Source organism: Saccharothrix syringae, assembly GCF_009498035.1.
Classification (GTDB): domain Bacteria; phylum Actinomycetota; class Actinomycetes; order Mycobacteriales; family Pseudonocardiaceae; genus Actinosynnema; species Actinosynnema syringae.
In genome coordinates this window covers 6,547,025-6,572,657 of the sequence record NZ_CP034550.1, presented here as the reverse complement: position 1 = coordinate 6,572,657, position 25,633 = coordinate 6,547,025, and the positions used below count along the sequence as shown (strand labels likewise).

Genomic DNA, 25,633 nt, shown 5'->3' with positions numbered 1-25,633 from the left:
GCCGACGGGGTGGTGGCGCGATGACGGGGCGGACCGCCGGCGCGGGCCGGGGCGGTGCCGAGGTGGACTTCGTGCCGGTGGAGGTGCCCCGCCCGGCCAACGGCAACGGCGGGGCCAACGGCAACGGCGGGGCGACCGCGGCCGGCGCCGCCTCGCCGCGCACGATGGACTCGGTGCGCGAGGAGCACGCCAGGCTGCGCGCGGGCATCGTGGCCGGCCGGCCGGAGGGCGTGCGCCGCCAGCACGCCCTGGGCAAGCGCACCGCCCGCGAACGCCTGGACCTGCTGCTCGACGAGGGCTCGTTCGTGGAGGTCGACCTGTACCGGCGCCACCTGGGCACCGGCATGCGCCTGTCGGGCCGGCCGCACACCGACGGCGTGGTCGCGGGCAGCGGCACGGTCGACGGCCGCCGGGTGTTCGTCTACGCCCAGGACTTCACCGTCTTCGGCGGCTCGCTCGGCGAGGCGCACGCGGCCAAGATCCACAAGGTGATGGACCTGGCCCTCGCCACCGGGTCCCCGATCATCTCCCTCAACGACAGCGGCGGCGCCCGCATCCAGGAGGGGGTGATGTCCCTGCACGGCTACGGGGGCATCTTCCGCCGCATCGTCGCCGCCTCGGGCGTCGTGCCGCAGATCAGCGTCGTGCTCGGCCCCTGCGCGGGCGGCGCGGCCTACTCGCCGGCGCTGGCCGACTTCACCTTCATGGTCCGCGGCACCGCGCAGATGTACCTGACCGGGCCGGACGTGGTGCAGGCGGTCAACGGCGAGCGGGTGACCCACGACGAGCTGGGCGGGGCGGCCGTGCACGGCGAGCGGTCCGGCGTGGCCGCGTTCGTCTGCGACGACGAGGAGAGCTGCCTGGAGGAGGTCCGGTTCCTGCTGTCGCTGCTGCCCTCCAACAACCTCGACCGCGCGCCGTCCACCGGGCCGTGCGGCGCGACCGAGGACCTGCGGGCGGAACTGGCCCGCATCGTCCCGGTGGAGCCGAACCGGCCCTACGACGTGCGGCTGCTGGTCGAGGAGCTGCTCGACGACGGCGAGTTCCTGGAGGTGCACCGGGACTGGGCGCGCAACGTCGTGTGCGCGTTCGGGCGGGTCGACGGCGAGACGGTCGGCGTGGTCGGCAACCAGCCGAGCGTGCTGGCCGGGGTGCTGGACATCCCGGCGGCGGAGAAGGCCGCCCGGTTCGTGCGCTTCTGCGACGCCTTCGGCATCCCCCTGGTGACCCTGGTGGACGTGCCGGGGTTCCTGCCGGGCACCGGGCAGGAGTACGGCGGCATCGTCCGGCACGGCGCGAAGCTGCTCTACGCCTACTGTGAGGCCACGGTACCGCGCGTGCAGGTGATCGTGCGCAAGGCGTACGGCGGCGCGTACATCGTGATGGACTCGCGCTCCATCGGCACGGACCTGTCGTTCGCCTGGCCCACCAACGAGGTGGCCGTGATGGGCGCCGACGGCGCGGTGAACGTGCTGTTCCGCCGGGAGCTGGCGGCGGCGGCCGACCCGGTCGCGCTGCGGGCCGAGCTGGTGGCGGAGTACGCCGAGGCGCTGATGCACCCGCAGTACGCCGCCGAGCGCGGCCTGGTGGACGACGTGATCGACCCCGCGGAGACGCGGGCGGTGGTGGCCCGGGGGCTGGCGGTGCTGCGCGACAAGCGCGGCGAGCCGCCCCGGCGCAAGCACGGCAACATCCCGCTCTGACGCGGGACCCGGGCCCCGGCGCGATCAGCGCCGGGGCCCGACCGCTTCCGGGGTGCTGGTGACCTCGCGGCGCACGCGCCGGTTCGCCGCGACCGTGGACCGCGCCATCGCCTCCGCGGTGTCGCCGACCCCGATGACGAGGCTGCCGAGCAGGTTCTCGTAGCAGCGGTCGGCACCCACCGGGTCGACCAGGTAGCCGCCCAGCTCCAGGTTCACCAGGCCGTGCGTGGCGATCCACATCTGGTGGGCCACCAGCAGCGGGTCGGCCTGCCGGAACCGCCCGGCCTCCACGCAGCGGGTGACGCACCCGACGACGTCCACGAGGGTGTAGCGGCCGTACTGGCGGTCGTCCTCGGTGAGCGAGAAGCCGGCCAGCGACTGGCCGCCGAACATCACCGCGTAGAGGTGGGAGTTCGCCTTCGCGTTGTGCCGGTAGGCGTGGCCGAACACGAGCATGTCCGCCACCGGGTCGTCGGTGCGCCGCACGCGCGCGAACTGGCGCTCCAGGCGCGCGAACCCCTCGTGGACCATCTCCCGGACCAGACCGCTCATCCCGCCGAAGTAGGTGTAGACGGCCATGGTCGAGGTGCCGGCCTCGGCGGCGATCTTGCGCGTGGACAGCGCCTCGGCGCCGTGCTCGGCCAGCAGCCGCGCCGCGATGTCCACCAGGGCGGTGCGGATCTCGGGGTCGAGCTTGCGCGGGCTCACCTTGACAGTGTTGCACAACGCCGTTATCGTTTACCTAACGGTGTTATGCTACAGGGCGGGAATCTGGAGGTGACCCCGATGGGTCCCCTGGTCCGGCAACCGGTGGTCGTCCCCTCCCTCCCGGCGGTGCCGCTCCGGGTCGACGGCACGCTGCCCGAGGGTCTGGACGGCCTGTTCCTGCGGGCCGACCCGCACCCGGCGCGCGCGCCCCGGCAGGACGTCCCCGACGTCCTGCCGGGACCGTCCCTGGTGTCCGGTGCGCGCCTGGAGGGCGGCGCGGCCCACGCCTACCGCGCCACCGCCGAACGCGGCCCCACGGGGCTCCTGGGGCCCGTTCCGGCCCTCGCGCCCGCGTGGCACCGGGACCAGGGGCCCGACGGCCGCGGTCCGGTCACCCTGGCCCGCCCCGTCGCCGACGAGGACGGCCGGTGGCACACCGTCGCCACCTACCCCGGGCTCGGGTACGCCGAGCACCTCGTGGCCGACGGGCGCGGCGCGGTGCTGGAGGCCAGGCCGTTCCCGCTGACCGGGGCGCCCCTGGTGGCCACCGTGGCCCTCACCGGCTCCCACGTGGTGTTCTTCGACGGCCCCGTGGCGCACAGCCGCGCGACGGCCCTGGTGGGGGAGCGGTTCCCGTGCACCTGGCGGCCGGGCGGACCCGCGCGGCTCGGCCTGCTCGACCGCACGGGCGAGCCCTCGGTGCGGTGGTTCCCGGTCGAACCCGGGCACGTCCACGACATCGCGGGCGCCCACGAGGACGGGCGGCGCGTCGTCGTCGACGCCGTGCGACGCCCCCGGGCCTTCGACGGCGAGCGGTCGGCCGCACGGCCCGCCGCGCTGCGCCGGTGGGTGGTCGACCCGGTCGCCGGCGAGGTGGCCGAGCGCGACCTCGTCCCCGGCGTGGCGGCGGCCGCGGTCGACGGTCCCGTGCTGCACGGCACGCGGAACACCGCCTCCGGCGCGGAACTCGTCCGGTACGACACCGCCACCGGCCGCACCGGCGTGCGGTGGCTGGGCGGGGGCGCGACCGCCGGCCGGCCGCACGTGGACCGGGGCCGGCTGCTCGTCCCGGTGGAGCGGCCGGGGCGGCGGCGCGCCGAGCTGCTCGTGCTCGACGCCGCCGACCCCGCCGGCCCGCCCGCCGCCGTCGTGCACCTGCCGGCCGGAGCGCGCCCCGCCCGCCGCACCGCGTGGCTGCCCGCGCCGCCGCGGGGCTGACCGCCTGCACCGGCGGGGTGGCGCGGCGCGCTGCCGTACGGGCGTACCGGTTCCGCGCGGAGCAGGACAACCGTCTTGCATCGTGCGGTGCTGTCCCGCGCGCGATCACACCGGACCGTTGTCCTGCTAACGTCGTCAAGAGGTAATTGACGAAATCCGCGCGATCGGCGCGGACGACGACCGGCGAATCGCGGCGCGACGCGGAGTAATGCGGACGCCGCCCGGGTGGACGGGCACCGGGTCCATTCGGGCGGTGCTCCCGTGCGCCTCGCGCACGGCCGCGAACCGGGACAAGAGCTGGGGTTTCCGGGGTGGGAGTGATTTTTCCGGGAGTTCGTCCGCCGGTGGCCACTCGAACAGCGCAATGGGAGGCACTGCTGTGCAGGACGCGGTAGAGCGCGCGATCGACACGATGTGGAACCGATACCACGAGCCGCTGTCGCTGGCCGACATGGCGGACACCGCGATATTGAGCAAGTTCTACTTCTCCCGGGTCTTCCGGGCCATGACCGGCACCTCACCGGGTCGCTTCCTCACCGCGATCCGGCTCAGCAAGGCCAAGGAACTGCTGCTGGAGACCTCGGCGAGCGTCACCGAGATCTCCTACCTGGTGGGGTACAACAGCCTGGGCACCTTCACCAGCCGGTTCACCCGCAGCGTGGGCGTCTCGCCGGCCCGCTACCGCGCCCTGTCCGGCGCGGGCGTGCTGTCGCTGTCGTCGTTCCCCGGGCCCGCGCGCGGCCCGCAGGGCGGCGCGGTGTGCGGCTGGGTCGGCGTGCCCGACGCGGGCACGCCGGTGCGCGTGTACGTGGGCGCGTTCCGGGACCCGATCGCCCAGGGCGTCCCGAGCGCGTGCGACATCCGCGACGGCTCGGGCCCCTACCAGCTCAACGGCGTGCCCGAGGGCGAGTGGTTCATCCGGGTCGCCGTGGTGGCGGTCAACGCCCTGGACCCGCGCCCGTGGAAGCGCCGGCCGCTGTTCGTCGGCGACGCCGAACCGGTCCTGGTGCAGGCCGGGCAGTCGGTCGAGGTGGACGTCGAGACCAGGCTGCTGCGCCTGCTGGACCTGCCGATCCTGCTGGCGCTGCCCGAACTGGACAGCCGCACCACGCCCGTGGCCGACCGGGTCGGGTGACCGGCGCCGGGAAGCCCGACGTGGACGAGGGGCCCGCTCGTGGAGCGGGCCCCTCGTCCACACCGGCCGGTCAGCTCGTCCGCGCCCAGCCGCCGATCCGCCGCGCCGCCGCCAGGCTCGCCCACGCCGTCACGTCGATCAGCGCCCGGTCGGTCGGCGAGACCGCGCGGAAGGCGTCGACCACGCCCTGGTCGACCTGGTAGGACGCCAGCGCCGTGAGCAGGGCCAGCCGGCCGGTCGCCCGGTGCCCGGGGGACAGCCCGGCCACCGCGTCCTCCACCCACGCCCGGCTCACGCCCACCGGCCGCCCGTCCCACCGCGACAGGTGCGCCGACACCAGCTCGCGCACCTCCTCCGGCGCCGAGCGGCGGCCCGCCAGCTCCACCGCGGCCACGCCCCGGGCGAACGCGCCCGCGATGGCCGGGTGACCCCGCGCCCAGCCCAGGTCCCCGGGCAGCGGCGCGTCGGGCAGCAGGTCCAGCGACGCGCCCGGCCGCGGGGCGCGCCGCTCGGCCGACTTGATCAGGTGCACCAGCACCCGCCGCACGACCACCATCGACGCCGCGGGCGCGCCCGGCGGCAGCGGCAGCTCGCCCAGGAACAGGTTCACCATCCGGTTGAGGTAGTGCAGGACCACCGCCGTGCCCACGATCTCCGGCGCCTGGTCGGCCGGGAACGGCACGGGGTGGGCGGCGGCCGTGTCGGGGCTCGCGCCGGCCCTGGCCCAGTCCGCCGCCGCCCGGGCCGCCGGGTCCCGGTCGGCGCCGTCGCGCCCGCCCACCAGGTCGTTGAGCATCGAGGAGTGCATGGTGACGCAGAACGGGCACTCGTTGCCCTCGGAGACCGCCGTGGACACGGCCTCCTTCACCGCGCGCGGCACCGTCCCGGGCACCAGCAGCGTCTCCCGCAGCATCACCCAGGCCGCGGCCAGCACGTCCGGCGCGGGCGAGTGCAGCGCCACGGGCGGCGCGAGCACGCCGAAATCGCGCTCCAGCTCCCGGTAGACCCGGGCCACGTCACCACCCGCCGCGCCGAACCGCACCGGCCGGACCCGCCGGACCTGGACGGTGGACAGCCCGCGCAGACCGACCTGAACCAGGGTTGCTCGCATCGGAACCGGTTCCTCCCACGCCTTCCCACCCGACCGGCGCGCCTCACGCGACCGACCGCACCGTCATCGGCAGCCCGCCGCGCACGCGCAGCGTCAACATCGGCTCGGCCCGCACCCGGTAGCCCGGCACGGTGGACAGCCGCAGTTCGCGCACCACCGCGGCGGTCACGATCGTCGCCTCCAACATGCCCAGCGCGCTGCCGATGCACACCCGGGGCCCCGCGCCGAACGGGATGTAGGCGTAGCGCGGCCTGCCCTCCGCCCGGCCCGGTTCGAACCGGTCGGGGTCGAACCGGTCCGGCTCCTCCCAGAACGCGGGGTGCCGGTGCAGGGTGTACGGGCAGAGCACCACGTCGGCGCCCGCGGGCACGGGGTGGCCGCCGATCTCGTCGGCCTCCCGGGACAGCCGCGGCAGCAGCCACACCGGCGGGTACAGCCGCATGACCTCCTGGATCACCGCGGTGGTGTACCGCAACCGGTGCACGTCCGCGACGGTGGGCAGCCGGTCGCCCAGCACCTCCAGCACCTCCGCGCGCACCCGCTCCCACACCTCGGGGTGCCGGTCGAGCAGGTGGAAGGTCCAGCTCAGGGTGCTGGCCGTGGTCTCGTGCCCGGCCAGCAGCAGGGTCACCATCTCGTCGCGCATCCGCAGCCGGCCCGTCCGCGCGTCGGGCTCCCGGCGCACGGCCTCGACGAGCCGGGACAGCACGTCGTCGCCCTCGGGGGTCGGGTGCGCGGCCCGCTCGGCGGCCAGCCGGGCGACGATGCGGTCCAGGTCGGCGCGGGCCCGGCGGAACCGGCGCTGCCGGGGCAGCGGCAGCCACGTGGGCACCGCGCTCAGCGACATCATCTCGAACATCGCCTGGTCCTGGACCGCCTCGAACGACTCGCCGATCGAGTCGAACGCCCCCAGGTCCGCGTCGAGCAGGGTGCGCCCGAGCACGCCGAGGGTCAGGCCGGTCATCTCCGCGCTGATGTCGACCGGACCGCCGCCCTGCCGCCGCCGCAGCCGCGCCACCAACCCGGCCGCCTCCTGCGCGATCACCTCGGCCTTGCCGTTGACGCGCTTGGCCTGGAACACCGGCTGGATGGTCCTGCGCTGCGCCTTCCACACCTCGCCCTCGCTGGTGAGCAGGCCGTCGCCGAGCGCGCGGCGGGCGTGCACCAGGCCGATGCCCTTGGTGTAGTTGGCGGCGTTGTCGGTCAGCACGTGCTTGACGTGGTCGGGGTGGTTGAAGAAGTACAGCGACCTGGGGCCCAGCCGCAGCCGCACCGCGTCGCCGTACCGGCGCGACACCGAGGTCATCACCGACAGGCGGTCGCGGGCCATGCGCAGCAGCAGGCCCGGTGTCGCGCCGCGCGGCGGACCGGGCAGCGCCGACGGGGCGCCGGGTTCCGCGGTGGCGGTCACGGCGACACCTCGGCGCCGGTGACGAAGGCCGCGGTGATGCGCCTGCGCCACACCTCGTAGGAGGGCACGCCGGGCTCGTCGGGCACCTCGGCGGCGGTCGCGGGCCGCGTGCGGTCGCACAGCTCCCGGGCCTCCTCCGGCGACATCCCGCAGAACACCCGGGTGGCCAGGGCGGTGTGCTCGTCGGCCAGCCCCGCCTCCAGCCGCGCCGTGGCGGCGAACGCGCTGCCCTGCGCGACGTGCGGCAGGTGCTCGCCCACGCGGTCGCGGAACGCCCGCAGCTCGCCCTCGTCCGCGGCCCCCGCGTAGGTCGCGGCCAGGCCCGCGCCGCTGTAGAGGTCGGGGCGGCGCTCCGCGGCGAAGGCGTCGACCAGGTCCGCCACGACGGCCTGGTCCGCGCCGCCGACGAACCACATCGCCCGGCCGACGCCCTGGTCGATCGCGTGGTCGGCGTACCAGGCGTGGTCGCCGCCGGGCCAGGGGAAGGCCGGTTCGCGGTACTGCTCCCGGACGTACTTCTCGGTGCGGAAGTACGCCTGGTGGAAGCCGTAGCCGTCCAGCGCGAGCCACCGCAGCAGCGGATCGCCCAGCTCCAACCGCGACCAGCGGAACCGGGGCACCCGGGCCATCGCCCAGCCGACGCCGACGTAGGCCATGTAGGAGTGCCGGGCGGCGGGCCCGGCCAGGAACCGCGTGGTCCACCCGCCCCGGCCGAGCGGGAGCCCGTCGCGCACCGCGAAGCCCATCGCCGCGCCCTCGTAGGCGAAACCGCGGAACCGGCGCGGCACCTGCTCCAGCCGCTCCTCGGGTTCCTCGGGCGTGCGTGCCTCGGCGGCGTACGCGTACCCCTCCAGGAATGAGCGGCCGACGGTTTCCAGGAGGTCGCGCGCCGCCGCGTCCTTCTCGTGGAAACCGCGTACTTCGAGTTTCGTGTTCGACACGCCGGGAGTCAGCACGCGTCGCCTGAGCGCCCGCCAAGGGCCGGCCATTTTCGCTCCCTTCGCCCTGCCGCGCGCGAACGCGGCACTGAGGACTCCCGGAAATCGTCCGGCGGGGTAGCGCAGGGTGCCTACTTCGAGCGTGCGAACCATTCGGCACACCACCGGCGACACCCGGTCGCGGGCATTCCCGGACCGGTGATCACGGCGGGCAAGTGGTGAGTAGCAGGATGCCGGGGCGGGTGCGACGCTCGGGCCGGAGGGGGACGCAGACTCTGCGCCCGAAGTGCCGACAAATCCCGAGGACACTCATGACGGCTCACTTTGACGACATCATCGTCGGTGCCGGATCGGCCGGCGCGGCGCTCGCGGTCCGGCTCAGCGAGGACCCCGCGCGGCGCGTGCTGCTGCTGGAGGGCGGTCCGGACCACGTCACGCCGGAGGAGATCCCGGAGGAGATCCGCTACGGCCGGACCATGTCGTTCACCGGCCAGGACTGGGCCTTCCGCGCGGAGGTGCACGACGGCCGCCGCATCCGCTACCCGCGCGGCCGGGCCACCGGCGGGTCCTCCGCGGTCGGCGCGACGGTCGGGCTGCGCGGCGTGCCTGCCGACTACGACGACTGGGCCGCGGCCGGGAACCCGGGCTGGTCCTACGCCGACGTGCTGCCCCACTTCCGCAGGCTGGAGCACGACCTGGACTTCGGCGAGGGCGAGTACCACGGCGGCGGCGGTCCCATGCCGATCCGGCGCTGGCGGCCGGAGGAGCTGGCGCCGGGGCAGACCGCGTTCGTGGAGTCGTGCCTGCGGGCGGGTTTTCCGGAGGTCAAGGACCACAACCACCCGGAGGCCACCGGGATCGGGTCGATCCCCTCGACCCGCCACGACGCGGTGCACCGCGCCACCACCGCCACGACCTACCTGAGCCTGGTCCGCGACCGGGCGAACCTGGAGATCCGCTCCGGCACGGTGGTCGACCGCGTGGTGTTCGAGGGCTCCCGGGCGGTCGGCGTGCTGGCGTCCACCGGCGGCGGCTCCCACGAGCTGGTGGCGGGCCGCCGGGTGGTGCTCGCCGCGGGCGCGGTCGCCTCGCCCGCGATCCTGCTGCGCTCGGGCGTCGGCCCGGCCGAGGACCTGCGCCGGCTCGGCGTCGACGTCCGCGCCGACCTGCCCGGCGTCGGCGCGAACCTGGTCGACCACCAGCGCACCGGCGCGTTCCTGGTGCCGCGGCCCGGTGCCGTGGACCGCACCCGGGCGTTCCTCCAGGAGATCCTGCGGACCACCTCGCCGGTCACCGGCGAGTTCAACGACCTCCAGTACTACATGGTCAACCACTTCGACCTGGGGCCCTTCCCGGAGCTCCAGATGCTCTCGGGCACCGACGAGATCCTCGGCGTGATGGTGGTGGCGCAGCGGCCCGGCTCGCGCGGCCGGGTCACGCTGCCCTCCACCGACCCCGCCGCCCGGCCGGTCATCGCGCTCAACTTCCTCGACGACGAGCGCGAGATGGACGTCCTGGTCGACGGCGTGCGCACCGCGTGGCAGCTGGCCCACCACCCGGACATCCTCGACCTGGGACAGGGGTTCGTGGTGCTGCGCGACGCCATGATCGACAAGGACGACATGGTCCGCCAGTACGTCAAGACGAGCCTGGAGAGCGCCTACCACCCGACCGGCACGGTCCGCATGGGCCCGGCGAGCGACCCCGACGCGGTCGTCGACCCGCGCGGCGCGGTGCACGGCTTGGAGGCCCTGCACGTCTGCGACGCCTCCGTCATGCCGAGCACGGTGCGCGCCAACACCAACCTGACCTCCATCATGATCGGCGAGCGGATGTCGGACTGGCTGCGCGAGGGCTGAACACCGCGTGACGACAGCGGCTCCGGACCACGTGGTCCGGAGCCGCTGTCGTCACGCGCGGGTCCTACGGCTGCGGGAAGAACCTGGTGACGAACGCCTCCCAGGCCCGGTCGCCGAAGATCGCCCGCTGCGGGCCCAGCAGCCGCACCGGGATGCCGATCCGGTAGCGGATGCGGGGGTTGGGCGCCGTGATGGCCTTCTCGATCACCTCGGCGACCTTGCCCGAGCGCACCGAGGTCCGCCCCCGGCCCCTGGGGTGGTCGACCTCGCGGTAGGCGCCGTGCCAGGCCACGAACCGCTCCCAGAAGTCGGCGTACAGGTCGCTGTCGGTGGCCAGGCCGAGGTCGCCGACGGTGGTGGGCACGAACGACCCCAGGATCGGCGAGGGCTCGATGATCACCACCTTGATGCCCCACGGCGCCACCTCCAGCCGCAGCGAGTCGCCGATGGCCTCCAGGGCGTGCTTGGTGGCCTGGTAGTAGCCGCGGCCGGGGGTGGCGAACAGGCCGAAGATCGACGACATCATCACGACGCGGCCCGACCGCTGCTCGCGCATCCCCGGCAGCACCAGTTGCGTCATCCGCGACAGGCCGAAGAAGTTCGTCTCGAACTGCCGCCGCACCTGCTCCAGCGGCGTCTCGCCGATGGTGCCGTTGAGGCTGTAGGCGGCGTTGTTGACCAGCACGCCGACCGAGCCGTGGTCCTCGGTGACCCGCTCCACCGCGGCCACCATCGACTCCTCGTCGGTGACGTCCACCCGCAGCGTGGTGATGCCCTCCTCGGCCAGGTCCTTCAACCCGTCGAGGTTGCGGCCGGTGGCGTACACCGGCCAACCGGCGCGGTGCAGGCGCAGCGCCGTGGCGCGGCCCGTGCCCGAGGACAGCCCACCGGAGGAGTTGACCCCGGTGATCAGGACCGCGCGCGACGGGCTCACCGGTCGTCCCCGGCCGGGACCTGCTGCGACGGGATCTCCCGCGGGAGCTCCTGCGGCGGCGCTGCCCGGGGCACCTCCTGCCGGGAGACCCGGCTCGCCGCCACGGACAGGCCCAGGCCCAGGCCGTCGACCATGCGGGTGATGAAGTTGAACATCGAGGAGGTGAAGAACGCCTCCAGCAGCTCCTCGGCGGTCCAGCCCGCCTCCAGGGCGTGCCGCCAGTCCTCGTCGGTGACCTTGTACGCCTCGCGGCTGAGCTTGGTCAGCAGGCGCAGCAGCACCTTCGTGCGCTCGTCCACCGGCAGGTCGTCGGCGGTCGTCGCGGACTCGACCGCCTTGGCGATCTCCTCCGGACCGCCGAACGCGCGGTAGAAGAAGTTGTGCGTGCCGACGCAGTACGGGCACTCGTTCACCTTCGACGTCCAGGCGGAGATCAGCTCGCGCGTCTGCCGCGGCAGCACACCCCCCAGGTACATGCCCTTGTAGCCGGCCACGACGGCTTCGAGCAGGTCCGGCCGGGTGGACGTGAGGCGGAACATGTCCGGCACGAACGGCAGGTTGGTCGCCTGCTTGATCTCCTCGTACAGCTCGGCGAGGCGGCCCTCGGCCTGGTCCTCGGCGATCAGCGGCACCCGGACGTGGGTGGTTGCGTCCATGCTCGACTCACCTTTCAGCAGTGGATTCGGCGGCACGTGGGGTGTTGCGCCGGCGCAGGACCGGCATCGCCTCCGCCTGGAAGTCGACGTCGGAGTCGAAACCCTTGATCATCCCCTCGATGACCAGCAGCGACAGCAGGGGGAAGGCGAACTCGGGCGCCGGGAACAGGCCGAACCGGCGCTGGAGGTCGAACAGCCGCCCGGCGAAGCGGGCCAGGTCGAACTCGCCGGACTTCGCCCCGGAGGTCTCGGCGACCAGCTCGCGCAGGCCGGTGCGGAACCCCTCCAGGTCGCTGTCCTCGGCGACCTGGGCGGCGCTGTCGATGACGATCTGCCCGCACATCCAACCGTCGCCCAGCGCCATGTTGATGAAGAAGTCCGCGAACGACCGGCGCACCGCGTCGGGCAGGCGGATGACGAAGCCCGCGTCCAGCACCACCAGGTGCGCGCGGCGGTCGAAGTAGAGGTTGCCGGGGTGCAGGTCGCAGTGGACCACGCCGTCGACGAACAGCATCTCGTAGATGGCGGCCAGCACCGCCCGCACCACCGCGCGGCGCGTGTCGGCGTCGAGGTCGCCGGGTGCGAAGCGGGTCAGGTCCGGGACGTACTCCATGACCACGGTCTCGTCGGTGCACAGCTCGGGCAGCGGCGCCGGGACGCGGACGTTGCCGAACCCCGACAGGTTGGCGCGCAGCGAGGCCAGCGCCCCGGCCTCCGCCCGGAAGTCCAGCTGTCGCAGGATCGCGCCGCCGACCTGGTCGTGCATGAGCTTGAACGGCATCCGGCGCAGCCGGGGCACCAGGCCCAGCGCGGTCATGGCGGCGGCGGTCAGCGTGAAGTCCCGCCACATGACGCCCGCGACCCCGGGGCGGCGCACCTTGACCGCGACGTGCCTGCCGTCCAGGGTGACCGCCTCGTGGACGGTGGCGATGCTGCCGCAGGCCACCGGTTCCCAGCGGAACTCCCGGAACGGCCACGGCCGGTCCCGGTAGGCGCGCCGCACGGCCCGCGCGACGCGGCGGCGGCGCGGTGGCCTGGCCGAGTCGGTGAGCCGGGCCAGGGGCGTGGTCACCGCGTCGGGCAGCAGGTCGCGCCGCGTGCTCAGCAGCTGGCCGATCTTGATGTAGGAGGGGCCGAGGCGGGTCAGCACGCGGACCCACCGCTCGCCGTCGCGCAGGCCCCGCCCGGCGGCGTCGCCGCGCAGCCGGGCGGTGGCGGTCGAGGCGGCGACGGCCAGGGCGTGTGCCAGCACGACCGCGCCCACCCACGACCCGCGCAGCACGAGGCCGGGCAGCCGGAGCAGGCGACCGGTGATCGTCATCGGGATCGCCCCCTTGTGGTCGAGGTGGCCGGGGCGGCGTGGCGCCACCGGTTCGATCGTCCTGATCCGGACGGCGGGCCCACTACTCCTCCCGTGCTCGCGCGGGCGGCGGGGAGGGGCGGGACCGATCGGCCGCGGGCGTCGGGCGCCGGGGCGGGAATCGCGTCCTCCGCGGGACTTCGCATAAAGCATTACACCGTTAGGTCTCGCGTTCCACTTCTCGCGGATTGCCGATGCCGGGAGCGGGGGCGGCGCGCGTAAGAGGGCAATGTCGGAGATGCGCCGCCGGGACCGGGACCGGGACGCTGGACGGCGTCGGCGATCCGAGCCGATCCGGCACGACCGACCCGACCCGACCCGAGCCGAGCCGATCGGGTCGGGTCGGGTCGGGTCCGAGACGATCCCGAGGAGCCCGGCGCCCCGGGCGGGAAGGCGGAGCGGTGGGGCACTCACCCGGACCCGGCACACCGGCCGCGAGCCGCGTCACGCCCGAGCGGTGGGCGGCGGCCCGCGCCGCCGTCCGCGAGGCGGGGGAGCGGTTCGCCGACCTGGTCGCCTCCGCGCCCGACCCCGCGGCCAGGGCCACGGCGGACTGGACGGTGGCCGACACCGCGGCGCACGTGACCGGCATCGCGTGGAACAACACCGCCGTCGTCGCCGACGGCGCGAAGCCCTTCCCCATCCCCGAGGTGCGCCCGCGCATGGCGGGCGCGACGCTCGACACGCTCGCCACCGACGTCAACCCCGTGCAGCTCGCGAGCTTCACCGAGCGCGCCCCGGCGCGGCTGGCCGACCTGCTGCGCGCCTCGGTCGCGGAGATGCTCGACACCACCGCCGACGCCGACCCCGAGCGCGTGCACGGCTGGCTCGGCGGTTCCCGGCTCTCGCTGGCCGGGGTGTTCGCGCACATGGCCAACGAGCTGCTGGTGCACGGCCACGACATCGCCCGCGCGTCCCGGCGACCCTGGCACGTCCCGGACGAGCAGGCCGCGCTGTTCGTCGACCTGTTCCTGGTCGACCTCACCCGGCACGGCTACGGCCGGCTGCTGGACGACCGGCCCGTGCGGCCGGACCGGATCGCGGTGCGGTTCCACTCCAACCACACCGCCCCGCTGGTGATGGTGCTGGAGGACGGCGTCGCCAGGGTGGAGGAGCCCGGCGCGGACGTCGACGTGCACCTGCGGTTCCGGCCCTCGGTGCTGAACCTGGTGCTGTTCCGGCGGGTGGGCCGCGCGCGGGCGGCGATGAGCGGGTCGCTGGTGGTGTGGGGCCGCCGCCCGTGGCTGCTGCCGGCCTTCCTGCGCAAGCTCCGGATGCCCTGAGCCCTGTCGGCGCCGCCCGCGCGGCACCGACAGGACCGGTCAGGCGCCCAGCGCCTCGGCGGCGAGCCGCGTGCCCTCGACGCGGGCGGCGATCTTGGCGAACGCGGTGTCGCGCGAGGTGGACATGTCGTCGGCGAACGGCGAGAAACCGCAGTCGTCGCAGGTGCCCAGCTGCTCCAGCGGGATGAACCGCGCCGCCTCCAGCACGCGGTCGCGCACCTCCTCGGCCGTTTCGACGCGGGGGTCGATCGGGTCGACGACGCCGACGAACACCCGCGCGCCGGCGGGCAGGTGGTCCCGGATCACGGCCAGCACCCGCCCGCGGTCGGGCTCGCTCGCGAGCTGCACGTAGAACCGGCCCGCCGGCAACGCGAACAGCGTCGGCAGCAGCTCCGCGTAGTCGACGTCCGCGCTGTGCGTGGAGTCCTGGTCGCCGCCGGGGCAGGTGTGCACGCCGATCCGGGCGCGCTCCTCGGCGGAGAACCGCTCCAGCACGGTGGTGATCAGCGCGGTGAAGTCGCGCAGCAGGCCGCCGGACGGGTCGAGCTTGAGCGACAGCCTGCCCTCGGTGAAGTCGAGCTGCACCGAGTCGGCGCCGGCCTCCAGGCACTGCCGGATGTCGGCCTCGGCCTCGTCCGCCAGGTCCGCCAGGAACCTCTCGCGCGGGTAGCCGTCGATGCCGTCGGGCGGGTAGAGCAGGCTCAGCGCCGAGGGCGCGATGACGGCCTGCTTGACCGGCAGGTCGGTGAGCCGCCGGGCGGCGCGGAGCTGGTCGACCGCGTGCGCGGCGTACCGGAACGGGCCGCTGGTCAGCACCGGGAGCTGCCGGGTGTGGCCGTCGGCGAACGGGACCACCGCGCCGCCGGGTGCCAGGTCCGGGATGCCCGCCACCGGGTAGGTGAGGAAGCTCGGCTTGTCCTGCTCACCGTCGGTGACCACCGGGGAACCGGTGGCGGCCATGCGGCTCACCGTGTCGGCCAGCGCCGCGTCGGTCAGCTCCCGCAGCGCGGCGTCGTCGATGCGGCCCTCCGCGTGGTCCTGGAAGCCCTGGATCAGCTCCGGCGGCCGGGGCACGCTGCCGATCGGCTCGGTGGGTATGGGCATGGGTGTCCCTTCGACGCGGGTCAGGACCAGGGCGCCGTCGGGTACCAGGGGATGATCTCCCGCCGTGCCAGCAGCCTGACGTCCCAGTACAGGAAGGTGAAGACGCCGGCGACGATCAGCGCGGCGGCCGTGAGCGCGGCGACCCTCGCCGGATCGGTCGAGAGCCACCGCTGCAAACGGCCGCCGGTGAGGTACGCCAGTGCGAGGAACACTAGCGCCATGATCACGATGTTGCCGATCGACTGAAGGGTGAACGCCGCTGCCCCGTACAGGGGATTCCGGCTTTCCGCCGCGTCACGGAACATCTGGCGGAATAACCCGAACGGGCGACCGATGAGGAATCCTCCAATGAGGACGCCCATGAACACCACGGGCGCGTTGGGGAACCGGCGGGCGATCCGCCGGAAGGGGTCGCGCACGTAGCCCAGCGCGGCCAGCCCCAGGTACACCATCACCAGGCCGATGACGCCGAACACCACCAGGGACTGGACGCTGCGGGCGTTGAGCACGCCGGGCTGGGCGGCGGCGGTGGAGAACTGCGGCATCCGCGTGCCCACCAGCCCGACCAGCACGCCGTACAGCGCCGACACAGGGATCATGCCGGCGGCCAGCCGGCCCAGGGGCTTGAGGGTGGTGCGCAACCGGGTCCAGCGCGAGGACGACGAGCCCAGCAGCGGGGCCACCGCGCCGAACGCGGCGATGTTGCACGCGGTGAAGGTGCCCGCCACGCCGGTGGCGAAGGCGAACGCGATGCCCGCCGCCACGCCCGCGATCGGCGTGTCCTTGGCGTCGTGGCCCAGCAGGGTGTTGGCCACGGCGTCGCCGATCGTGGCGTCGACGAACTCCGCCGACCAGACCACGGTGAGCAGGAAGCCGACGACGGAGCTGACGAGGAGCACGAGCCCGCGCCGGCGCGGGACGTGGCCGTTGGAGAACACCGACGTGCCGGCGTCGGCGGGCAGGGGCGGGGACTGGTCGGTTCCGGTGCGCGCCATCCGGTCTCCTCCGGGGGAGGGGTGGCCCGGGAACGGGCCGCGGGGTGCGTACAGCATCCCCGCGCGGCGGCCGGGGCGCTTCTCCCGGACTGCGCAGCCGGTGCGGGCTTCGGGAAACCGCACGCCGGCCGGTCATTCGCCGGCCCCGCGCGCCGCAAATATAAATCACGCTGTTATTCAAAAGCGCCGGTCGGCAGGGCACAACCGGAGAAGCAAAGCCGTCGGGGCATCGGTCACGATTGTCCTGCGCGCATTCTTGGAAGCGCCGTTCGTGCGTTCGGGTCGTTTCCGCGCAACGGCATTGTCCGGGTTGGATCGCAGATGGCCACGGAGACGGTGAAAGCATGAGCAGTGAGCGGATCGCAATCGTCGGCATCGGGCTGCGCTACCCCGATGCCGGTTCCACCGGGGAGCTCTGGGAGAACGTCCTGGCCGGTCGACGGGCCTTCCGCAGGTTGCCCGACGAGCGGATGAACCACGACGACTACTACTCCCCGGACCCGACCGCGCCGGACCGCTTCTACTCCGCGAAAGCGGCGGTGCTGCGCGATTTCGAGTTCGACCGGGTGCGCTACCGCGTCGCGGGCAGCACGTTCCGCTCGACGGACATGACGCACTGGCTGGCCCTTGACGTCGCCGCGCGGGCGCTGGCCGACGCGGGCTTCCCCGAGGGCGAGGGCCTGCCCCGGCGAACCACCGGCGTGCTGTTCGGCAACAGCCTGACCGGCGAGTTCTCCCGCGCCAACCTGATGCGGCTGCGCTGGCCGTACGTGCGGCGCACGGTCGCCGCCGCGCTGACCGCCAAGGGCTGGCCCGAGGACGAGACCGCGGGCTTCCTGCGCGACCTGGAGGTGCAGTACAAGGCGCCGTTCCCGCCCATCGACGAGGACACGCTGGCCGGCGGGCTGGCCAACACCATCGCCGGCCGCATCTGCAACCACTTCGACCTGCGCGGCGGCGGCTACACCGTGGACGGCGCCTGCTCCTCGTCGCTGCTGTCGGTCGCCACCGCGGCGAAGTCCCTCGTCGAGGGCGACCTGGACGTGGCCGTCGCGGGCGGCGTCGACCTGTCCATCGACCCCTTCGAGGTCATCGGCTTCGCCAAGACCGGCGCGCTGGCCCAGCGCGAGATGAAGGTCTACGACAAGGACTCCAACGGCTTCTGGCCCGGCGAGGGCGCGGGGGCGCTGGTGCTGCTGCGCGAGGAGGACGCGCTGGCCCGGGGGCTGCGCATCTACGCGACCATCGCCGGGTGGGGTGTGTCCTCGGACGGCAAGGGCGGCATCACCCGCCCGGAGGCCGAGGGCCACCGCCTGGCGCTGCACCGCGCCTACGGCCGCGCCGGGTACGGCGTGGAGACCGTGTCCTACTTCGAGGGCCACGGCACCGGCACCGCGCTGGGCGACGAGACCGAGATCGAGGCCCTGTCCTCCGCCCGCCGCGCCGCCGACCCGGCGGCCCGCCCGGCCGCGCTGAGCAGCGTCAAGGGCAACTTCGGGCACACCAAGGCCGCGGCCGGCGTGGCCGGGCTGATCAAGGCCGCGCTGGCGGTGCACCACCAGGTCATCCCGCCGGGCACCGGCCAGTACGAACCGCACCCGAAGCTGACCGCCGACGACGCCGTGATGTACGTGCCGCGCGAGGCCGAGCTGTGGCCGCGGGACCGCCCGGTGCGCGCCGGCGTGTCCGCGATGGGCTTCGGCGGCATCAACACCCACATCACCCTGGAGGCCGCACCGGACGCGTCCCGCCGCGACCGGCTCGACGCGCGCACCACCGCCCTGGTCTCGGGCCGCCAGGACGCCGAGGTGCTGCTGTTCGACGCGGTCGACCGCCCCTCGCTCAAGGCGCGGCTGGCCGAGGTCGCCGCGCTGCTGCCCAAGCTGTCCTTCGCCGAGCTGGGCGACCTGGCGGGCGCGCTGGCCGCGCGGCTCACCGGCGCGCCGCTGCGCGCCGCCGTGGTGGCCCGCGCCCCCGAGGAGGCCGAGCGCAAGGTGGCCCGGCTGATCGCCGCGGTCGACGAGGGCGCGAGCGCGTTCGACGTCGCCGACGGCGTGTTCCTGGACCACCGGCCGGACGCGCCCCGCGTGGCGTTCCTGTTCCCCGGCCAGGGTTCCGGGCGCGGCGCGGTCGGGGCCATCCGCCGCCGCTTCGCCGTCGCCGAGGAGGTCTTCCGCGACGCGGGCCTGCCCACCGGCGGCGATCAGGTCGCCACCGAGGTCGCGCAGCCGCGCATCGTCGCGGGCTCGCTGGCCGCGCTGCGGGTGCTGCGCGAGCTGGGCGTGGAGGCCGACACGGCCGCCGGCCACAGCCTCGGCGAGCTGACCGCCGTGCACTGGGGCGGCGCGCTCGACGCCGGCCGCGTGCTCCGGCTGGCCGTCGAGCGCGGGCACGTCATGGCGCACGCGAGTCGCGGCGGCGGCGCGATGGCCGGCCTGGCCACCGACCCGGACCGCGCCCGGGAGCTGGCCGCCGGCGAGGACGTCGTGGTCGCGGGCTACAACGGCCCCGCGCAGACCGTGCTGTCCGGTCCGGCCGAGGCCGTGGACCGGGTGTGCGCGGCGGCGCGCGCCGCGGGCGTGCACGCCACCCGCGTGGCCGTCTCCCACGCCTTCCACTCGCCGCTGGTCGCACCGGCCGCCGAGGCGATGGCCGAGCGGCTGGTCGACTTCGACTTCGGCCGGCTGATCCGGCCCGTGCACTCGTCGGTCACCGGCGACGTGCTGGCCGCCGACACCGACCTGCGCGAGCTGCTGCGCGACCAGATCACCCTGCCGGTCCGGTTCCACGAGGCCGCCGCCCGGGCCGCCGCGGGCGCCGACCTGGTGATCGAGGTCGGCCCCGGCCGCGTGCTGACCGGCCTGCTGGCCGACATCGCGCCCGGCAAGCCCGTGCTGGCCGTGGACACCGACAGCGCCTCCCTGACCCCCCTGCTGGCCGTCGTCGCCGGAGCCCACGTCCTGGGCGTGCCGATCCGCACCGACGCCCTGTTCGGCGACCGGGTCCTGCGCGACCTGCCGCTCGACGGCGCCATGACGTTCCTGGCCAGCCCCTGCGAGACCGCGCCCGCCCTCGATGCCGCGCTGCTCCCGACCGGGCAGACCGCGCCGGGGGGTCCCGCCGCGCCCGTCGAGGAGCCCCAGCCCTCGACGGGCGCGGCCACCGCGGAGTCCACCCTGGACCTGCTGCGGCGGCTGGCCGCGCAGCGCGTCGAGCTGCCGCTGGACGCGGTCACCGCGGCCACCCACCCGCTCGACGACCTGCACCTGAGCTCCATCACGGTCGGCCAGCTCGTCAACGAGGTGACCCGCAGCATGGGCCGCCCGGCGCTGGAGGCCGCGCCCAACTTCGCCACCGTGCGGCTGGGCGAGCTGGCCGACCTGATCGACGAGCTGGCCGCCACCGCGCACGAGGACGAGCGCGACACCGACGAGGTGCCCGGCGTGGCGCCGTGGGTGCGGCCGTTCCTGGTCCGGCACGTCGAACGCCCGCTCGCGCCCGTCACGCCCGTCACGCCGGGCAGCTGGTCGGTGCACGCCCCCGGGGGTCACCCGCTGGCCGAGCCGCTGCGGGCCGCGCTGCCCGGCGACGGCGTGCTGCTGCTCCTGCCGCCCGAGGGCGGTGACGCGCACGTCGGCCTGTTCCTGGCCGCGGCGCGCGACGCGCTGGCCTCCGGGCGGCGGTTCGCCGTCGTGCAGCACGAGCTGGGCGCCTCCGGCCTCGCCCGCACGCTGCACCTGGAGGCGCCGCACCTGCCGGTGACCGCGGTCGACCTCGCCCCCGAGCTGATCGGCCCGGACCACGACGCCGTGGCCCTGGTCGTCGCCGAGGTGGCCGCGACCACCGGGTTCTCCCAGGCCCGCTACGACCGCGACGGCACGCGCACCGTGCCGGTGCTCACCGCCGTGCCCGCCAAGCCCGGCGGGGGAGCGGCCGGGACGCCGCTGGAACCCGGCGACGTGCTGCTGGTCACCGGCGGCGGCAAGGGCATCACGGCCGAGTGCGCCCTCGCGATCGCCGCCGACTCGGGCGCGTCCCTGGCCCTGGTCGGCCGGGCCGACCCGGAGCAGGACGCCGAGCTGGCGGCCAACCTCGCCCGGATGACCGCCGCCGGCGTCACCCACCGCTACGAGCGCGCCGACGTGACCTCCGCCGAGCAGGTCGCCGCCGCGGTCGAGCGGTTCCGGGCCGAGCTGGGCGAGGTCACCGCCGTGCTGCACGGCGCGGGCCGCAACGAGCCCCGCGCGCTGACCGGCCTGACCGAGGAGGACTTCCACGCCACCCTCGCGCCGAAGATCGCGGGCCTGGAGGCGGTGCTGGCCGCGGTGGACGCCGACCGGGTCAAGCTGCTGATCACCTTCGGCAGCATCATCGGCCGCGCCGGGCTGCGCGGCGAGGCGCACTACGCCACGGCCAACGACTGGATGACCGAGCTGACCGCCCGGTTCGGGCGTGAGCACCCGGCGGCGCGCGTGCTGGCCCTGGAGTGGTCGGTCTGGTCCGGCGCCGGCATGGGCGAGCGGCTGGGCGTGGTGGAGGCGCTGATGCGCGACGGCATCACGCCGATCTCCACCGACGCGGGCATCGCCGTGCTGCGCGAGGTGCTGGCGGACCCGGAGGCGGGCCCGGTGCTCGTCGTGTCCGGCCGCGCCGCCGGGCTGCCCACGCTGGAGCAGGAGCGCGCCGAGCTGCCGCTGACCCGGTTCGTGGACCGCGTGGTGGTGCACTACCCGGGCGTGGAGCTGGTCACCGAGGCCGAGCTGTCCGACCGCAGCGACCCGTACCTCGGCGACCACCTGCTGGACGGCGACCTGCTGTTCCCGGCCGTCATCGGCATGGAGGCCATGACCCAGGTCGCCACCGCCCTCACCGGGCACGACGCGCCGCCGCTGCTGGAGGACGTGCGCTTCCTGCGGCCGGTGGTGGTGCGGCCCGGCGGCGCGCTGACCGTGCGGCTCGCGGCGCTGGCCCGCGACGCGGAGACGGTGGACGTGGTCATCCGCGCCGAGGACACCGGTTTCTCCGCCGACCACTTCCGGGCCCGGTTGCGGTTCCCGCGGCCGGAGATCCCCGGCGACCGCGTCGACGGCGCCGCCGCCCTGCCCCCGGTGCCGGTCGACCCGGTCACCGAGCTGTACGGCTCGGTGCTGTTCCAGGGCAAGCGGTTCCAGCGCCTCCAGGGCTACCGGCGCGCCTCGGCCCGGCACGCGGTGGCCGAGGTCGCCACCGCGCCCACCGCGTCGTGGTTCGCCCCGTTCCTGCCGCAGGACCGGCTGCTGGCCGACCCCGGCACGCGGGACGTGATGATGCACGCCATCCAGTGCTGCGTGCCCGACGCGACGCTGCTGCCGGAGAGCGTGGAGCGGCTCTACCCGGCCGCGCCCGTCGACCAGCTCGCCGAGTACGTGGTCCTGGACGCCCGCGAGCGCTCGCAGGACGGCGACAGCTACACCTACGACCTCGACGTGCGCGACCCGGAGGGCCGGCTCGTCGAGCGCTGGGAGGGCCTGGTGCTGAGGGCCGTCCGCAAGCGCGACGGCGGGGGGCCGTGGACGCCCACCATGCTCGGCTCCTACCTGGAGCGCTCCCTGGAGCGGGTCCTGGGCGGCAGCCGCGCGGTCGTCGTCGAACCCGACCCGACCGGCGCCGCGCCCGAGCGGCGCGCGCAGACGGCCCTGGCGCTGAGCCGGGCGCTGGACCGGCCGGTGGTGGTCCGCTACCGGCCCGACGGCCGGCCCGAGGTCGAGGGCGCCTCGGTGTCCGCCTCGCACGGCGCGGGCCTGACGTTCGCCGCGGTGGCCGGCGGCGGCGCGCTCGCCGTCGACGTGGAGACCGCCGCGCCGCGCGGCGCGGACGACTGGGCCGGGCTGCTGGGCGGCGACCTGCTCGCGGTGCGGGACCTGCTCGCCGGTGAGGCGGGCGAGTCCGCGGACGTGGCGGGCACCCGGGTGTGGGGCGCGCTGGAGTGCCTGCGCAAGACCGGGTCCACCACGCAGGCGCTGACCGTCGACCGGGTCCACCCGGACGGCTGGGCGGTGCTGTCGACCGGCGACGCGCGGGTCGCCACCTGGGTGACCACCGTGGACGGCCGGACCGAGCCGGTGGTGTTCGCCGTGCTCGTGGGGAAGGAGGACTGACGTGCCGGGCTACTACGAGATCCGCCACACCGTCGGGTTCGAGGAGACCAACCTCGTCGGCAACGTGTACTACGTGAACTACCTGCGCTGGCAGGGCCGGTGCCGCGAGATGTTCCTGAAGGAGAAGGCCCCGTCCGTGCTGGACGAGGTCCGCGACGACCTCAAGCTGTTCACCCTCAAGGTCGAGTGCGAGTTCGTCGCCGAGATCACCGCGTTCGACGAGCTGTCGGTGCGGATGCGGTTGGAGGAGCTGACCCAGACGCAGGTCCAGTTCAGCTTCGACTACGTCAAGGTCACCGGGGGCCAGGAGGTGCTGGTCGCCAAGGGCCGGCAGCGGATCGCGTGCATGCGCGGCCCGAACACCGACACGGTGCCGGCCCGGGTGCCCGAGGAGCTGCGCAGGGCGCTCGCGCCCTACGCCGAGGCCCCGGTGCCCGCCCGCGCCGGGTTGGGGTGATGACCGTGCCGGAACCCGCGTCCACGATGGAGCGGACCTCGCTGCGGGAGGCCATGTCCCTGTTCGCCACCGGGGTCACGGTGCTGACCGTGGGCGGCGAGCACGTGCACGGCATGACGGCCAACGCCTTCACCTCGGTGTCGCTGGACCCGCCGCTGGTGCTGTGCTGCGTGGCCCGGTCGGCGGTGATGCACGGCGCGATCAGCGAGACCGGGCGGTTCGCCGTGTCGATCATGGGTGCCGACCAGCGCGAGACCGCGCGGTACTTCGCGGACAAGCGCAGGCCGCTCGGGGCCGCGCAGTTCGACGCGGTGGACTGGTTGGCGGGCCCGCACAGCGGCGCCCCCCTGCTGCACGGCGCCCTGGCGTGGCTGGAGTGCTGGCTCGTCCACCGCTACGAGGGTGGTGACCACACCATCTTCGTCGGTCGGGTGCTCGACTGCCGCCGCGGTGCGGGCGCCGGGGCGCTGCTGTTCTACGGCAGCGCGTTCCACGAGGTCTGACCGCCGTTCCGGGCCGGAGAGGGGAAAGACGGTGCTGGTGACCGTGACCGGGGGTACCGGGTTCGTCGGGGCGCACACGGTGGCCGAGCTGGTGCGCGCGGGCCACCGGGTCCGCCTGCTGGTCCGCGGGGGGAGCGCGGTGGGCGCGGCCCTGCGACCGCTGGAGGTGCCGCCCGGCGCGGTGGACGCCGTGCTCGGCGACGTGACCGACGAGCGGTCGGTCGCGGCGGCGGTGCGCGGCGCGGACGCGGTGGTGCACGCGGCGTCGGTCTACTCGTTCGACCGGCGCCGCCGCGCCGAGATGCGGCGCACCAACGCCCGCGGCACGGAGGTCGTGCTCGACGCGGCCCGCCGCGCCGGGGTGGGCCGGGTGGTGCACGTGTCGAGCACGGCCGCCCTGTTCGGTCCCGGCGTGCGGGTGATCGGCGACGACTCGCCGGTGGGCGCCTCGCGTGAACCGTACGCGGCCACCAAGGCCGCGTCGGAGGAGGTCGCGCGGCGGTACCAGCGGCAGGGCGCGCCGGTGGTGATCAGCCGACCGCCGGCCCTGCTCGGGCCGCACGACCCGAAGCTCGGCGACCAGGTGCGCCGGCTGCGGGACACGCTGCGCGGGATCATGCCGGTGTGGCCGGCGGGCGGCCTCCAGATCGGCGACGTGCGGGACACCGCGGTGCTGCACGCCGCGCTGCTGGACCCGGAGGTCACCGCCGCGCACCCGCTCGGGGCGCACTTCGGCCCCGGCCACCACCTGACCACCCGGGAGTACGTGGACGCGGTGCGGCGGGCCTCGGGGCGGGCGCTGCCCGCGGTCTTCCCGCCCGCGGCGCTGATGGGGCCCGTGGGCCGGTTGACCGACCTGGTCCAACCCGTCTGGCCGTGGCACATCCCGGCCGAGCACGAGGCGATCGCCACGGTCGGCGCGGCGGTCCGCGTCGACCCGGCGGCGAGCACGCTCGGCCTCAAGCCCCGGCCGTTCGCCGACACCGTCGCCGACACCGTGCGGTGGCTCGTCGACACCGGGGCCGTGACGCCCCGGCGGACCGGCGGGCGCTGACCGGGGCCGTGACCGCGGGACCGCACGGCAGGAGTAGCCGCGCGGTCGCGGCCCCCGGGACAGTGGGACCGCCGGAACCGCCGGACCAACGCAGCGAGGTGAACGCCGTGGCCCACGCCCGGAGCGCGACAGGGGGCGAGCCGTCGACCGGACGAAGCGGGTACGCCGGACGGGGCGGGGTGATCGCGGCCGGCGCCGCCGCCGGGGTGCTGCTCGCGGTCCTGTGGTCCTACGAGTTCGTCGACCACGTGATCGGCGCGAACGTGGCGGGCGCGCTGCTCGGCGAGGACGCCGCCGCGATGTCGATCGCGGGCGTCGCCTCGGGCCTGGCCTTCGCGTTCGTCTCCGGGCTGGCGGGCACCTTCACCGCGTGCAACATCGCGGTGGCGGCGTCCCTCGGGCCGATGGGCCAGGCGTCCGGCGCGGCCCCCGGCCCGGTGCGGCCGCTGCTGCGCCCGCTGGGGCTGTTCACCGCGGGCGTGGTGGGCGTGTCGGCGCTCTACGGCGCGATCGGCGTGCTGGTCGGGCCGGACCTGCCGCAGCTGTCGACGGACACCGCCGGCGGGGTGCCGGTGCGCCTGCTCCAGTCCTCCGTCGTGTTCGGCGCCGTCGGCCTGGCCTTCACCCTCCTGGGGCTGGCCTCCCTCGGCGTGGTGCGCGACCCGTTCCGCGACCGGCCCGCGGCCCGCGTGGCGGTGCTCGGCGCGCTGGTCGGGGCGTTCCTGATCGGCCGGCCCTACCCGCTGTTCGTCAAGCTGTTCCGCTCGGCGGTCGAGTCCGGCAACCCGCTCTACGGCGCGGGTGCGTTCGTGCTCCAGGCGCTGGGCAACGTCCTGCTGGCCGTCGTCGTGTTCGTCGTGCTGGCCCTGGCGACCGGGGGGCGGTTCCCGCGCTGGTTCGCGAGCGGCTCGCGCCGGGCCACCGCGGTCGGCGCCGCGCTGCTCATCGCCCTCGGCGTCTTCCTGCTCGTGTACTGGGACCTGCGCGTGCCGTCCCTGTTCGGGTTCGGCTGGTTCCCCACCATGCCCTACAACTGACCGACCGCCCCACGACCCACGAAGGAGTTG

Annotated in this window: 19 protein-coding genes; 10 read left to right on the top strand and 9 right to left on the bottom strand. The window is 74.9% G+C overall.

All coding sequences use genetic code 11. From position 1 onward, the window contains the following. Positions 1-164 precede the first annotated feature (164 nt). Positions 165-1,703, top strand: coding sequence for an acyl-CoA carboxylase subunit beta (locus tag EKG83_RS28050; RefSeq protein WP_033428986.1), 1,539 nt, complete (start codon positions 165-167; stop codon positions 1,701-1,703). 24 nt (positions 1,704-1,727) lie between these two features. On the opposite strand, the gene EKG83_RS28045 is transcribed toward EKG83_RS28050, so the two are convergent. After that, a complete protein-coding gene (locus tag EKG83_RS28045; protein ID WP_033428894.1) occupies positions 1,728-2,411 on the bottom strand; it encodes a TetR/AcrR family transcriptional regulator in 684 nt (227 codons plus the stop codon). A gap of 78 nt (positions 2,412-2,489) precedes the next feature. On the opposite strand from EKG83_RS28045, the gene EKG83_RS28040 reads away from it, so the two are divergent. Both EKG83_RS28040 and EKG83_RS28035 read left to right on the top strand, forming a co-directional pair. Further along, entirely contained in the window at positions 2,490-3,629 is a 1,140-nt protein-coding gene (locus EKG83_RS28040; RefSeq protein WP_033428895.1) for a carotenoid oxygenase family protein, read from the top strand. A gap of 412 nt (positions 3,630-4,041) precedes the next feature. Continuing rightward, a complete protein-coding gene (locus tag EKG83_RS28035) occupies positions 4,042-4,764 on the top strand; it encodes a helix-turn-helix transcriptional regulator (protein WP_228122239.1) in 723 nt (240 codons plus the stop codon). A 70-nt stretch (positions 4,765-4,834) separates the two neighbouring features. Here EKG83_RS28035 and EKG83_RS28030 read toward each other — a convergent pair whose 3' ends face one another. The 3 genes from EKG83_RS28030 to EKG83_RS28020 are packed head-to-tail and all read right to left on the bottom strand — an operon-like array spanning position 4,835 to position 8,275. Then, the gene (locus EKG83_RS28030) at positions 4,835-5,875 is read right to left on the bottom strand and encodes a carboxymuconolactone decarboxylase family protein (protein ID WP_033428897.1); all 1,041 of its coding nucleotides are present in this window, start codon (positions 5,873-5,875) and stop codon (positions 4,835-4,837) included. Between the two features lie 43 nt (positions 5,876-5,918). After that, the gene (locus EKG83_RS28025) at positions 5,919-7,286 is read right to left on the bottom strand and encodes a cytochrome P450 (protein ID WP_051764799.1); all 1,368 of its coding nucleotides are present in this window, start codon (positions 7,284-7,286) and stop codon (positions 5,919-5,921) included. Further along, complete coding sequence (locus EKG83_RS28020) at positions 7,283-8,275, bottom strand: DUF1702 family protein (RefSeq protein ID WP_033428898.1); 993 nt, start codon at positions 8,273-8,275, stop codon at positions 7,283-7,285. The genes EKG83_RS28025 and EKG83_RS28020 overlap by 4 nt, the downstream gene beginning before the upstream one ends. A gap of 260 nt (positions 8,276-8,535) precedes the next feature. On the opposite strand from EKG83_RS28020, the gene EKG83_RS28015 reads away from it, so the two are divergent. After that, positions 8,536-10,083 (top strand): GMC family oxidoreductase, encoded by a 1,548-nt coding sequence (locus EKG83_RS28015; RefSeq protein ID WP_033428899.1) that lies wholly within the window; start codon positions 8,536-8,538, stop codon positions 10,081-10,083. A 64-nt stretch (positions 10,084-10,147) separates the two neighbouring features. On the opposite strand, the gene EKG83_RS28010 is transcribed toward EKG83_RS28015, so the two are convergent. Genes EKG83_RS28010 through EKG83_RS28000 form a run of 3 tightly spaced genes read right to left on the bottom strand, consistent with a single transcriptional unit; the run spans position 10,148 to position 13,042 of the window. Then, entirely contained in the window at positions 10,148-11,017 is an 870-nt protein-coding gene (locus tag EKG83_RS28010; RefSeq protein WP_033428900.1) for an SDR family NAD(P)-dependent oxidoreductase, read from the bottom strand. Beyond that, a complete protein-coding gene (locus tag EKG83_RS28005; protein WP_084716102.1) occupies positions 11,014-11,673 on the bottom strand; it encodes a carboxymuconolactone decarboxylase family protein in 660 nt (219 codons plus the stop codon). The genes EKG83_RS28010 and EKG83_RS28005 overlap by 4 nt, the downstream gene beginning before the upstream one ends. A 7-nt stretch (positions 11,674-11,680) precedes the next feature. After that, positions 11,681-13,042 carry an ABC1 kinase family protein gene (locus EKG83_RS28000; protein ID WP_228122238.1) on the bottom strand — a complete coding sequence of 454 codons (1,362 nt, stop codon included), beginning with the start codon at positions 13,040-13,042 and terminating at the stop codon, positions 11,681-11,683. Between the two features lie 392 nt (positions 13,043-13,434). Here EKG83_RS28000 and EKG83_RS27995 point away from each other — a divergent pair, with 392 nt between their 5' ends. Continuing rightward, positions 13,435-14,316 (top strand): maleylpyruvate isomerase family mycothiol-dependent enzyme, encoded by an 882-nt coding sequence (locus EKG83_RS27995; protein ID WP_051764800.1) that lies wholly within the window; start codon positions 13,435-13,437, stop codon positions 14,314-14,316. 39 nt (positions 14,317-14,355) lie between these two features. Here the strand turns inward: EKG83_RS27995 and EKG83_RS27990 are convergent, their stop codons facing one another. Together EKG83_RS27990 and EKG83_RS27985 are read right to left on the bottom strand one after the other, a co-directional pair. Next, positions 14,356-15,420: a cobalamin-independent methionine synthase II family protein gene (locus EKG83_RS27990; protein ID WP_033428901.1), complete on the bottom strand. Its 1,065-nt coding sequence runs from the start codon at positions 15,418-15,420 to the stop codon at positions 14,356-14,358. A 20-nt stretch (positions 15,421-15,440) separates the two neighbouring features. Then, the gene (locus tag EKG83_RS27985; RefSeq protein ID WP_153278497.1) at positions 15,441-16,415 is read right to left on the bottom strand and encodes a hypothetical protein; all 975 of its coding nucleotides are present in this window, start codon (positions 16,413-16,415) and stop codon (positions 15,441-15,443) included. A 344-nt stretch (positions 16,416-16,759) separates the two neighbouring features. Between EKG83_RS27985 and EKG83_RS27980 the strand changes: the two genes are divergently transcribed. From EKG83_RS27980 to EKG83_RS27960, 5 genes are all read left to right on the top strand, one after another. Beyond that, positions 16,760-22,552 (top strand): type I polyketide synthase, encoded by a 5,793-nt coding sequence (locus EKG83_RS27980; protein ID WP_033428902.1) that lies wholly within the window; start codon positions 16,760-16,762, stop codon positions 22,550-22,552. 1 nt (position 22,553) lies between these two features. Further along, entirely contained in the window at positions 22,554-23,009 is a 456-nt protein-coding gene (locus EKG83_RS27975) for an acyl-CoA thioesterase (protein WP_033428903.1), read from the top strand. Beyond that, a complete protein-coding gene (locus EKG83_RS27970; RefSeq protein WP_051764801.1) occupies positions 23,009-23,512 on the top strand; it encodes a flavin reductase family protein in 504 nt (167 codons plus the stop codon). The genes EKG83_RS27975 and EKG83_RS27970 overlap by 1 nt, the downstream gene beginning before the upstream one ends. Before the next feature lie 31 nt (positions 23,513-23,543). Continuing rightward, the gene (locus EKG83_RS27965; protein ID WP_033428905.1) at positions 23,544-24,566 is read left to right on the top strand and encodes an SDR family NAD(P)-dependent oxidoreductase; all 1,023 of its coding nucleotides are present in this window, start codon (positions 23,544-23,546) and stop codon (positions 24,564-24,566) included. Positions 24,567-24,673: 107 nt separating this feature from the next. Beyond that, positions 24,674-25,603 (top strand): hypothetical protein, encoded by a 930-nt coding sequence (locus tag EKG83_RS27960; protein ID WP_228122237.1) that lies wholly within the window; start codon positions 24,674-24,676, stop codon positions 25,601-25,603. Positions 25,604-25,633 lie beyond the last annotated feature (30 nt).